An 11,117-nucleotide genomic window follows, 5' to 3' on the forward strand; every position below is an offset into this window, starting at 1 on the left:
CCGATGCCCGTTGCGCGCTTGGTGGTGCGGCCGTTGTCGCCGGTAAAGCCCTTCTCGAACACGCGGGGCAGGTCGGCCGCGCTCACGCCGCAGCCGTTGTCGGCAACGGTGAGCTCAATGCGCTCGCTCGCCAAGCCCTCGTCCAGCAACGCGCCCGAAAAAGCGATCTTCGCGCCGTCCTCACGCGCGTATTTAATGCTGTTCTGAATGAGCTGGCCCAGAATAAACTCGAGCCATTTCTCGTCGGTAAAGACCTCGAAGTCGAGGTTCTCGCACACCGGAGCCACGTGCGCCGCGATGAGCTCGCGTGCGTTGGCCTTAATCGCGCCCGTCACCAAGGTCTTGAGATCCCAGCGGCGAATCAGGTAGTCGCGCTCCACGACTTCCGAGCGTGCGTAGTACAGCGCCTGGTCGATATAGCGCTCCACGCGAGCCAACTCACGGCCCAGGTCATCCACGCGCGACAGATCGTCTTCGCTGCCGTCCAGGTTTTCCAAAATTAGATGGGCTGCCGCCAGGGGCAGCTTGGCCTCGTGGACCCAGCTCTCGATATAGTCGCGATAATCATCGGTCTGGCGCCGGCCTTCGGCAACCTCGTCGCAGGCAGCTTTGCCCACCCGGCGCAAGACCTCGTACTCAAGCTCGCCCTCGGCATAGGTCGGGCATTGCACCATCTCCTGCACCCATGCGGGACTCTCGAGTTCCTCTGCCGCGCGCTCCAACTGACGCAGAAAACGGCGACGGCGAGCGTACTCGATCACGATGCCGAGCATACCGAAAATAAAGGACACGCCAACCGCCACGACCACGATAGAAACGGGTGCGCCGGCGACCGTCAGCACAAAGCAGCTCAGCAGCACGCCGCAGGTCCACACGGCGACGGGAAGCAGCGCATCTTTAAAGAACTTGCCAAACGACATAGCCGGCCCCTAGACCGAATAGCCTTGGCCGCGGTGCGTCGTCAAATACCCCTTGATGCCGATTTTTTCGAGCGTGGTGCGCAGGCGGTTGATGTTGACGGTAAGCGTGTTGTCGTCCACGAAGGCGTCGGAGTCCCACAGGTCCTGCATGATGGCCGGACGCGAGACGATCTTGCCCGCGCGACCCAAGAGCAGCGAAAGGATACGCAGCTCGTTTTTGGTGAGCTCGGTACTGTCGCCGGTTGCCGTATTGGTGACCATGGAGCGGGCGAGGTCGAGCTCCAATCCCTTGTGGACGAGCGTGCTGCGCTCGCCTGCCGCCGCGGTGCGACGCAGCAAGGCATTGATGCGCGCCACGAGCACACGCGCGCTATAGGGCTTGGGAACAAAGTCGTCCGCGCCGAGCGTCATGGCCATGACCTCATCGATCTCGGTCGTGCGCGACGTGAGGACGATGATGGGAACCTCGGATTCGCGGCGAACCTCGTGGCAGATATGCTGGCCGTCTTTGACAGGGAGCGTGAGGTCGAGCAGCACCAGGTCGGGCGCGGCAGCAAGAATATCGCGCGAGACGTGCTCGAACGATTCGCAGGCCTCGACCTCAAAACCGGCACGCGCCAAAATGTCGGCGAGCTCGCGACGGATGGGCTCGTCGTCCTCAACGATATAGATCAGCGGCATGGGTTCCGCTCCCCTCTTGGTTGTCTTGCCACCATTATGGCCGCGAAACTGCAGGTGTGCACCGCGCGCGGTACCAAGGTGACAGAACTGTTCGCGAGCGGGGGCGTTTTGTCCGCCTCGCACTCGCAGCGGTGGCGGGGACCAAAATGATTCTTTAATCCCCGTCCCAGAAAAATCATTTAGCGGCGAGCACGGAGCTTTTCGTAGCCTTCGGCGAAGAAGGCGACCGTGGCGGCGTCGGCCTCGGCGGCATCCGTCTCGGTGGCAGGGACCACGCCGTGCTCGTCGCTCACCAGGAACAGCGCGCCCTTGAGCTGAGCGGGGATGTCTACGCGCGTAACCGGGATACCCTTGGTCTGGGCCAGCTGTTCGATGAGCGTCGCCGTGCCGCACAGGCACTCGTCCGCCGGCGCCACAAAGGCCAGCTCACCGTCGTTGACGGCAGCGAGCAGCTCGGGCGCCACGCCGGTCTCGTCGGCTTCGGAGCGAGCCTCGGCAGAACGGGCACGCAGCGCCTTGGCCGACGTGTCGGCCAGCGGCTCGTACTCCCCCACCGTCATGGCGGCGTTGCCGTTAACGTCGATCACTAGCATGAGCACACCGTCGTGGGCGGTGTAATCGCCCTCGGCAAGTGACCACTCAACGTGCTGCTTGGCCCAACTGAGCATGTTATGGGTAAGCGGCTCGCCCTGCACCAGACGCTCGGACAGTGCGCGGATGTGACGGTTGAGCATGGGCACCTTTTTGTTGGACATGCGCCAACGGCAGATGAGCGCGGGCTTGTCGAGCGTGAACTTCTCGACCGCCTCCTGATTGGCGCAAAAGTCCTCGTACGCACGCTGATCCTCGGCATTGCCAAACAGCTCGTCATCATCAATCTGGGGCATGGATGTACCTTTCGTGTTAGTCATTCCGTCCTCTTATACCAAAAAGACGGCCCTCCAAACGGAGCGACCGTCTTTTGCGGAGATTATTTTGTCCCGGGGCGAAACTTAGTGACGGAAATGCCTGGCACCGGTGAAGACCATAGCGATATTGTGTTCGTTGCAGGCCTGGATGCTCTCGTCGTCGCGCTTGGAGCCGCCGGGCTGGATGATGCAGGTCACACCATGCTCGGCAAGCACGTCGACGTTGTCGCGGAACGGGAAGAATGCGTCGCTTGCGCAGGCAAAGCCGCCCTTCTCCACGCCCTCGCGCTCGCAGAAGTCCTCGGCACGCTCGCAGGCCAGCAGCGCAGAATCCACGCGGTTGGGCTGACCCGGGCCCATGCCAATGCCGGCCTTGCCCTTGGAGACCAGGATGGCGTTGGACTTAACGCCCTTGCAGACCTTCCAGGCAAACTCGAGCTCGGCCATCTCGGCGTCGGTGGGCTTGCGGTCGGTGGGGAACGTAAAGGTCGCGGGGTCCTCGGTCACGTGGTCGACCTCCTGCACCAGCATGCCGCCGTCGACGGAGCGCAGCTCCACCTGGGCGCCGTGGTCCACGCCGCCGGTAGCCAGCACGCGCAGGTTGGGGCGCTTAGCCATGCGCTCGAGTGCCTCGGCGGTGTAGCTCGGGGCGATGATGACCTCGACGAACTGCTTGTTCTGATCGGCAAAGTGCTCAACCAGCTCAAAGGGAACCTCGCGGTTGCAGGCGATGATGCCGCCAAAGGCGCTCTTGGGATCGCAGGCGAAGGCGCGGTCGTAGGCGGCCGTGATGTCCTCGGCAACGGCGGAACCGCAGGGGTTCTGGTGCTTGAGGATCACGCAGGCCGGCTCGTCGAACTCGCGGACCAGGTTCCAGGCGGCGTCGGCATCCAGATAGTTGTTGTAGCTGAGCGGCTTGCCCTGGATCTGCTCGGAGCCCACGAGTGGGAACTGCGAGCTCGCGGTGTTCTCGCAGCCCTCGGCAAAGCGGTAGACCGTAGCCTTCTGCTGAGGATTCTCGCCATAGCGCAGGTCGTCGACCTTCTCCAGCGAAATCTCGAGCTTGGCAGAGGTGTCCGCCACGTCGCTTGCCTGGGCGGCAAGCCAACGGGAGATAGCCGTGTCGTAGGCGGCAGTGGTCTGGTAGACCTTCACCTGCAGGCGACGACGGGTGGAAAGCGTGGTGCAGCCACCGGTCTCGTGCATCTCGGCCAGGACGGCGTCGTAGTCGGCCGGGTCGGAAATGACGGTAACGCTCGTGGCGTTCTTGGCAGCAGAGCGCAGCATGGAGGGGCCACCGATGTCGATGTGCTCGATGGCATCCGCGAAGGTGACCTCGGGGTTGGCGACGGTCTTCTCGAACTCGTACAGGTTGACGACGACCAGGTCGATCAGCTTAATGCCGTGCTGAGCGGCCTCCTGCATGTGCTGTTCGGAATCGCGGCGGGCCAGCAGCGCGCCGTGGACCTTGGGGTGCAGGGTCTTAACGCGGCCGTCCATCATCTCGGGATAGCCCGTGAACTCCTCGATGGGGGTTACGGGAACGCCCGCGTCCTCGATGGCACGAGCCGTGCCGCCCGTAGAGATGATCTCGACGCCAAAGTCATCGACCAGCGTCCGTGCGAAATCGACGACGCCCGTCTTATCGGTAACCGAGATCAACGCGCGTGCGATCTTCACATCAGATCCCATGCAGTCCTCCTGTCTGGTACGCCGCCGTGCTCTGTGAGTCGGTGATACGTCGATCTGCAGCGCTCGCGCAGCGGCATTGAAAATACTGATTCAATGTAGCGCATCGAGCGCATCGATGCACCCCGCAACGCACGCATGTGCAGAAAAAGTTTGCGAGCGGAGGGGGTGAGCACGGCACCGGGCACGGTGAGTTCATGGAACACAGGGGCACCATAATTAGATGCCAATAGCGTGGTAGAACTGTGCTCGATATGCATCCGCGAAAGAAAGAGGCACCATGGTCTCGCGGGTTCTCTACCGACCGTTTGATACCGAAGACTTCGACGCCATCGCGCTAATTCTGCAGCAGCTTTGGCATAACAATTCGGATAACGATGAGTACAACCGCCTTGAGGCCGCGTGCGACCTCGCCTATTGCCTTTCGTCGTCGACGTTTTCGCAGGTTGCCGTAATCGACGGTCAGGCGCGCGGCATTGCGCTCGCACGCGCGGGACAGAACTCCGGCGCCACCGTCAAGGAACATTGGATGGATACCGAACGCACGCTGCTATCGCAGATGCGTGAGCTGGAGCCCGATGCCTGCGCCGAGTATCTCTCGTTTGTGCGCGCAACCATCCGAACCAACAACCGTCTGCTCGAATGCAGCCCGCTGCCGCACGACAACGAGGTCACGTTGCTTGCCGTTGATCGCGACGTCCACGGCCTGGGCGTTGGCTCGGTGTTGCTCGATGCCGCGGTCTCGTATCTGTCCTCGCGCGGGGCGACAAGGGCGCACCTGTACACCGACTCCAACTGCTCGTGGAAGTTCTACGAGCTGCACGGCTTTAAGCGCGCGGCCACGCACCGCGCCAACCGCGAAGAGCGCCGTCACGACATGCCGCGCGAAAGCTTCCTCTACGAACTTGACCTAACGGCCTAGGCCCAGCAGCCATACCTAGTCATTTAGGAACGTCCCCAGTGACTAGTCGTTGGGGACAGTCTTCGTAGGTAGCGCATGAAAAAGGGATGGGCTTCCCCCGACGGCTGTCGAGAAAAGCCCATCCCATAATTTAGGACCGCTAGAACGTTCCGCCGCCGCCTCCGCCGACGCCGCCGCCTCCGCCGCCCGAGAAGCCGCCGCCACCGCCGCCGCTCGAGCTATCGGAACTCGAAGCCAGCTCACGGATGCTCTCGTGATACACGTCATCGAATGAATCGAGCGGGGACTCGGTACCGTAATGATGGTAGTACCACCAGTAGCAGGGGTAATTGTCGTAGAAACCGTCGGCCTCGCGCACCTCGGGAGGAACAGCCTCGGCAAGCTGACGCAGGACTTCCTTCGAAACGCCCAGCGCCGCACCCATCACCAGAAGTTTATTCCACAGGACCAGATCGCCGGGGACGGCTTCCTTTAGACGCGTGAAGTCCTCAAGCCAATGCTTAAGCGCCTTGCAGCGAGCCGCCACCTCGGCACCCTCCGGCGTAAAGCGGCGGAAGGTGAGACTCACGCCAATGCCCACAAGCACGATGGGCACCGAGATAATCGCGGCGATAACGTTTGCCTGCGCGCCATCGGTAAAGAAAATGGATCCAATAGGAATAAAGGCAATTAGAATGCCCAGGACCAGGCCAAACACCATTGCGACAATGCCGTCCGAGGCAACGTACTCGCTATCGGCCAACTTGCCCTTAACGGTGTTCTGATAGTCCTCGAGCTTGTCGCCCACGGGCGTAGCGTGCTGCTTGACGTAGTGCTGCAGCTCGTCGAACGTGCGCGAACGATCACCGTTCTCGTCGGGCTTAGCACCGGCAAAGAAGACCTTGAGCACCATGCGGTCAATGCCCTTGGCCGACTTCCAGCCCGCATCACTCACCGTCACACGATACGTCTGCTCTTCTTTTTCACGCCCCAACAGACCCTTCTTGGCCTTGGTCACGGTCGCCTGCTCCAGCTTGATCACACGGTCGTCGGTGAGCTTCATGAGCGTGGCGATATATGCCTGATCGGGCACCTCGTTCCAGCTCATGAGGGCCGAAAGCACGGCGGGATGGTCGGCCGAGGGCACATCGCGGAAATATTCGTCCTGGAAAAGCGGCTTGGGCTTGCGCTTGCGCAGCTTGAGCATAACGATTGTGCCGGTAAAGGCCACCGCCGCAACAACACTTAGCACGACAAGTGCATTGGCAATCATGCGAGCGTGAGCGCGGCGGGCGTTAGCTTCGTCGGCCCATTCCTTCTCTTCGCTCAGGATCGTTGACATGCGCTCTTCGCCCGAGGCGGCAAGCTGCGGCACCCAGTCGCTGGGGAAGGCGATGCGTGCCTCGGCGAATTCGCCCTGATGCACGCAGGGAATGGTATAGGTGACCATGGGTTCGTCCGCATCGAGCGATACATCGCCCGTCAGCGGGCCGTGGCCCCATGCGCGGAAGTTATCGCCCTTGACGGCCGCCGTCCCGGCAGCGGCATTTGCGAAGTACACTTCCATCTCAACGTCATCGGAGTCCGCGGACCAGCCGTCGCCCACAAACTTCCAGTAGAGCTCGGCGGTATCGGCCCAGTTCATAACCGCACCGGTCATGGTATAGCTCACGTAATAGGTCGCGCTGTCGCCGCTCTCGTGAGGACTGAATACCTTAATCCTTACGCCGTCACCGGTCTGCTCGACCGTGTAGACGCCAGAGTCGCCCTTGTTCGCGCTATCGACTTTGTTAAACGCGGTGTCCTCTTCCTCGACACTCAGCACGTCGACGCCCGCCGTGCCGCCCTGCTGGTTGGTGCCCGTATTGATCTCCCAAAACACGCCGTTGATGTCGTCGTCGAAATCAAACTGGCGTCCCTCGACAACGGTTAGCGAGCCGTCGGCCTCGACCGTGGCACCGATATAGGTTTGGGTCATGGAATAACCGTCGGCGTGTGCGGCGGCGGGCAGTAGCAGCAATGCAAGCGCGACGAGTGCGCAGACGGAAGCAAATCGCGCAAACAGGCGGCGCTGCCGACAGGTTTTGGCAACGGGGTCGTTCATAGGCACATCCTTTGTCTGTGATACCAGTAGCGTCATTGTCCCACGTTTGCGGGTACGCATGACAAACATCTAGGCGACCGGAGCGCCAAACGGGATGAAAGTCACACCCGCACCCCGGCAGCTAGTCATTGGGGACGTTCTTAAATGACTAGTCATTAGGGACACCCTTGGCATAGCCCGCCCCGGCAATAGATACCACTTCACAGCTCCGTCACAGGTGTAGCGGCTTTGTGTGGGCGCGGCACGCGCTGATTGAGCCGCCAGCCGAGGGGCATAAAGCAGTTGAGCGAAAACGGTTTGCCCCTTTGCCGTTCGCTCGAGGATCATGTCCCCCTTTTCCGCGGAAACCCCGGCAGTTGCGAAGAGCTGCCGGGGTTTCTGTCGTTTGAGGGGTTGGGCTGGCGGGCGGCGATCGAGCTGTCGAGCCGGTGGTCCGGCACGCGCAACGCGCGGCCTCGGCAACTTGCAGGCCACGGCAGCGTCTCCCCCACCGCGCCCCGCGCTATACTCGTCCGCATGGATATCAACGCACGCAACATAGCAACACACGCCGCGGACGCACCAGCAACGGCAGTGCCCACCCCCGTCGTGGGCCGTTTCGCCCCGTCGCCCTCGGGCCGCATGCACCTGGGCAACGTGTTCAGCTGCCTGTGCTCGTGGCTTTCGGCCCGCAGCCAGGGCGGCAGCATCGTGCTGCGCATCGAGGACCTGGACGATCGCTGCAAGCGCCCGGAACTTGCCGCTCAACTGATTGACGATCTGACCTGGCTGGGGCTCGAGTGGGACGAAGGCCCCTACTACCAGCACGATCGCCTGGATCTGTACGAGGACGCCCTGCGCCAGCTGCAAGACGCCGGCCTCACCTATCCCTGTTTTTGCACGCGTGCCGAACTCCACGCCGCGAGCGCACCGCACGCCAGCGACGGCACGCCCATCTACCGCGGCGCCTGCAGAGGTCTTTCTGCTGATGAAATCACCCGCCGCAGTGCCCTGCGTGCTCCGGCCACGCGCCTGCGCGTGCCCACCGTCGACGACCTCGCCAGCGACGTGATCGAATTCGTGGACCGCACGTACGGAGCCCAATGCGAAGCACTCGCCACCGAGTGCGGTGACTTTTTGGTGCGCCGCAGCGACGGCGTGTTTGCCTATCAGCTGGCCGTGGCGGTCGACGACGCTGCCATGGGCGTCACCGAGATCGTACGCGGATGCGACCTGCTTGGTTCCACGCCGCGCCAGATCTATCTGCAACATCTGCTGGGACTGCCCACGCCGCACTACGCGCACATTCCGCTGCTCATGTCACCGGACGGCCGCCGCCTTTCCAAGCGCGATCGCGATCTGGACCTGGGCGAGCTCCGCACCCGCTTTGGCACACCCGAGGCACTGTTGGGATGGCTCGCCGGGCAAACAGGCATCGCGCCGGACACCACGCCGCGTACCGCCGAGCAGCTGGTCGAGCACTTTAGCTGGGACGTCATCCGCGCGCATCGGGAGAACATCACTGTAACGGTCGAGTAGCCAGCCACCCCGCCTCTACGCAACATCCCAGGGCTGGAGTTCGTCGCCCAAGCGAACGATGCAGTCGTAGAGCACGGTGTGACGCTCGGCCGGGTTGGCGTCACGATGAAAATGCCCGTAGTACCAGCGCTTGTAGTCCAGGTGGTCCTCCAGCTCGTCGAAAAACGTGGTGAGTCGATCGACATCGGGATAATTCCAGCCAGGTGCCGGGTAAAGCGTGGGCGAAAGCATGCGCGTGGAGCAGGTATGGGTGATCGCATAGTCGACCTTCCAACCCACGCTGTCGAGCTTTGCCCGCGCCTCCTCAAAGTTGCGCTCGTCCGGCAGCTCCTGCGGCCACCAGCTGGAATACGGAATGCGGTATTCCTTATCCACGCTCGTGGCGCCGCCCATGGTAGAGATCGTTGGGCCGTCGAGCTCAAAAACCTCACCGCGCGTCAGGCGTCGGATGGGCGAGGTGTCCGACAGGCGCTGCGTCAGGCCGCCGTGCCACAGCTCCATGGGGCGCTCCGACCAGTGATCGAAACGCTCGTGGTTGCCGTCGACAAACAGCACGGTATAGGGGCGCGACTCCAGCCAGGCGATGTCGGCACATTCCTCGGCAGAGAAATCCCACGGAAAGCCAAAGTCGCCCGCGATGATGAGATAGTCGTCACTTGTCAAACCATCCCCAAGATCCCAGTCGCGAAGCTTTTGCATGTCGACGCCGCCGTGAATATCGCCCGTCACATAGACCGTCATCGGATCACCACTTCCCTGTAAGTCGCTAGCCCACATTCTGCACGATCACTAAGTCAACCGTTCCAGCCCTTCCATCCTTTGGGACCTACCCTCGCTCTTCCATCCAAACGGGTCAAACACCCAAAAGATCAAATCGAGCACGCCGCCGGTCATCATGGCGCCGGCAAGAGCCATGCAAGCATGCAGAAAGCTGGCACTTCGGAGCACGTCGAACGGCCCCAGAACAGCCAGCAGCGCGACCGCTGCGCCGGCTACGCACAGCGCGAGGCACGGCCCCGCGTCCTTAACGCACTTCTTTGCGAGATGCTTTGCGTTGTCACTCATCGGTATCGAACTCCTTAGAGGGTCGTTGTTCAGACGCATGCCGCCGCGGCAGAGCGAGGCGGCAGGGTAAGTGTCACATGCTGTGCGGACATCAATGGAGAAACCGCCTGCTCGACCAACCTTTGACGCCGTTTTGCACCGGCACCACATCCCCCGCTATCGAGGTCTAATACTTTTCCCACCGCTACCCAAAAACTCATCCAACGTTAATCTTGGCTCAAGAATCGCTTAATCTATAACCTGCACTATAGAGTTCGACCAAGGGCGGGGCGGCGCCGCGCAACGCAGGCCGCCGAACGCAACGCTCGCGCCCGGGCAGATCGCCCGGCGTCGCGCCCATCGAACGAAAGGACAGGTCATGGACGACCTCGAAAAAGTTGAAACCATCCGCACCAAGTGCAACGTGAGCTACACCGATGCCAAGGCCGCGCTCGACGCCGCCGACGGCAACGTCTTGGATGCCATCATTTGGCTCGAGTCGCAGGGCAAGACCCAGACCACGTCGGCGCACGCCGCCACCGAGTCCGCGCCAGTCGATGAGCCCTCAGCCGAGATGGTCGCCGCGCAGGCCGCCTACGAGAAGTCGAGCGAAAAGACCGACTTCTCCAAGAAGATGGATAGCGTGTGGGAGTACCTCAAAAAGCTCTTCCGCCTGAGCCTGGACACCAAGTTTATCGCCACGCGCCGCGACGCGATCATCCTCAACATTCCCATCCTGATCCCCATCGTCGCGCTGTTTGCCTGGGGCGCCACGATATGGCTGATGCTGATTGGCCTGTTCTTTGGCATGCGTTACCGCATCGATAGCGACGGCGACGTACCCGGCAGCATCAACAACCTTATGAATCACGCTGCCGATGCCGCGGACGACATCAAGCAAAATCTGAACGACGACAAGTAATCGCAGACGGGGGCACGCATGGCACGGATCCTGATCGTAGAGGACGAGGAGAAAATCGCCCGCTTTGTGACGCTCGAGCTGGAGCACGAGGGCTACCAGGTGGAGCACGCCGCCGACGGCCGCACCGCCGTGGACCTGGCGCTGGAGCGCAACTACGATCTGATTCTGCTCGATGTGCTGTTGCCGCAGCTCAACGGCATGGAGGTGCTGCGACGCATCCGCAAGCACAAGGATGTGCCGGTGATTATGGTCACCGCGCGAGATGCCGTGATGGACAAGGTGGCCGGGCTCGATGCCGGCGCCGACGATTACCTGACCAAGCCGTTTGCGATTGAGGAGTTGTTCGCACGGATCCGCGTTGCGCTGAAGCGCTCGGAGGCCGTGCGGGCGGCTTCGGGCGTTGGCGGCGCCGGGGCGGGCATGGCGAGCG

At 62.1% G+C, this 11,117-nt stretch carries 11 protein-coding genes; 4 read left to right on the plus strand and 7 right to left on the minus strand.

Translation table 11 applies throughout. From position 1 onward, the window contains the following. The 4 genes from ARB25_RS02625 to purH all read right to left on the minus strand — a co-directional run. On the minus strand, positions 1–920 hold a 920-nt coding region (locus ARB25_RS02625; RefSeq protein WP_055285643.1), incomplete at its 3' end, for a sensor histidine kinase. A gap of 9 nt (positions 921–929) precedes the next feature. Further along, positions 930–1,601, minus strand: coding sequence for a response regulator transcription factor (locus ARB25_RS02630; RefSeq protein ID WP_055285550.1), 672 nt, complete (start codon positions 1,599–1,601; stop codon positions 930–932). Between the two features lie 179 nt (positions 1,602–1,780). Continuing rightward, positions 1,781–2,488 (minus strand): hypothetical protein, encoded by a 708-nt coding sequence (locus ARB25_RS02635; RefSeq protein WP_253276031.1) that lies wholly within the window; start codon positions 2,486–2,488, stop codon positions 1,781–1,783. 105 nt (positions 2,489–2,593) lie between these two features. Then, positions 2,594–4,201: a bifunctional phosphoribosylaminoimidazolecarboxamide formyltransferase/IMP cyclohydrolase gene (purH, locus tag ARB25_RS02640; RefSeq protein ID WP_055285552.1), complete on the minus strand. Its 1,608-nt coding sequence runs from the start codon at positions 4,199–4,201 to the stop codon at positions 2,594–2,596. 277 nt (positions 4,202–4,478) lie between these two features. Between purH and ARB25_RS02645 the strand changes: the two genes are divergently transcribed. Then, complete coding sequence (locus tag ARB25_RS02645) at positions 4,479–5,120, plus strand: GNAT family N-acetyltransferase (RefSeq protein ID WP_055285554.1); 642 nt, start codon at positions 4,479–4,481, stop codon at positions 5,118–5,120. Between the two features lie 139 nt (positions 5,121–5,259). Here ARB25_RS02645 and ARB25_RS02650 read toward each other — a convergent pair whose 3' ends face one another. Beyond that, positions 5,260–7,203, minus strand: coding sequence for a DUF2207 domain-containing protein (locus ARB25_RS02650; protein ID WP_055285556.1), 1,944 nt, complete (start codon positions 7,201–7,203; stop codon positions 5,260–5,262). A gap of 516 nt (positions 7,204–7,719) precedes the next feature. Here ARB25_RS02650 and gluQRS point away from each other — a divergent pair. After that, on the plus strand, positions 7,720–8,721 hold the full coding sequence (gluQRS, locus tag ARB25_RS02655; protein WP_055285558.1) for a tRNA glutamyl-Q(34) synthetase GluQRS: 1,002 nt from the start codon (positions 7,720–7,722) through the stop codon (positions 8,719–8,721). Between the two features lie 15 nt (positions 8,722–8,736). Here the strand turns inward: gluQRS and ARB25_RS02660 are convergent, their stop codons facing one another. Beyond that, positions 8,737–9,462 (minus strand): metallophosphoesterase, encoded by a 726-nt coding sequence (locus ARB25_RS02660; RefSeq protein WP_055285559.1) that lies wholly within the window; start codon positions 9,460–9,462, stop codon positions 8,737–8,739. A gap of 48 nt (positions 9,463–9,510) precedes the next feature. Further along, positions 9,511–9,786, minus strand: coding sequence for a hypothetical protein (locus ARB25_RS02665; RefSeq protein ID WP_055285561.1), 276 nt, complete (start codon positions 9,784–9,786; stop codon positions 9,511–9,513). 358 nt (positions 9,787–10,144) lie between these two features. On the opposite strand from ARB25_RS02665, the gene ARB25_RS02670 reads away from it, so the two are divergent. Further along, positions 10,145–10,687, plus strand: a complete 543-nt coding sequence (locus tag ARB25_RS02670; protein ID WP_022093856.1) for a UBA domain-containing protein — start codon at positions 10,145–10,147, stop codon at positions 10,685–10,687. Positions 10,688–10,705: 18 nt separating this feature from the next. Then, on the plus strand, positions 10,706–11,117 hold a 412-nt coding region (locus ARB25_RS02675; RefSeq protein WP_172676308.1), incomplete at its 3' end, for a response regulator transcription factor.

This window comes from Collinsella aerofaciens, assembly GCF_001405375.1.
Taxonomy (GTDB): Bacteria; Actinomycetota; Coriobacteriia; order Coriobacteriales; family Coriobacteriaceae; genus Collinsella; species Collinsella aerofaciens_F.

Coding starts and splice junctions, on each gene's coding strand:
- ARB25_RS02630 (WP_055285550.1), bottom strand. CDS start 1,601: ATGCCGCTGATCTATATCGTTGAGGACGACGAGCCCATCCGTCGCGAG.
- ARB25_RS02635 (WP_253276031.1), bottom strand. CDS start 2,488: ATGCCCCAGATTGATGATGACGAGCTGTTTGGCAATGCCGAGGATCAG.
- purH (WP_055285552.1), bottom strand. CDS start 4,201: ATGGGATCTGATGTGAAGATCGCACGCGCGTTGATCTCGGTTACCGAT.
- ARB25_RS02645 (WP_055285554.1), top strand. CDS start 4,479: ATGGTCTCGCGGGTTCTCTACCGACCGTTTGATACCGAAGACTTCGAC.
- ARB25_RS02650 (WP_055285556.1), bottom strand. CDS start 7,203: ATGAACGACCCCGTTGCCAAAACCTGTCGGCAGCGCCGCCTGTTTGCG.
- gluQRS (WP_055285558.1), top strand. CDS start 7,720: ATGGATATCAACGCACGCAACATAGCAACACACGCCGCGGACGCACCA.
- ARB25_RS02660 (WP_055285559.1), bottom strand. CDS start 9,462: ATGACGGTCTATGTGACGGGCGATATTCACGGCGGCGTCGACATGCAA.
- ARB25_RS02665 (WP_055285561.1), bottom strand. CDS start 9,786: ATGAGTGACAACGCAAAGCATCTCGCAAAGAAGTGCGTTAAGGACGCG.
- ARB25_RS02670 (WP_022093856.1), top strand. CDS start 10,145: ATGGACGACCTCGAAAAAGTTGAAACCATCCGCACCAAGTGCAACGTG.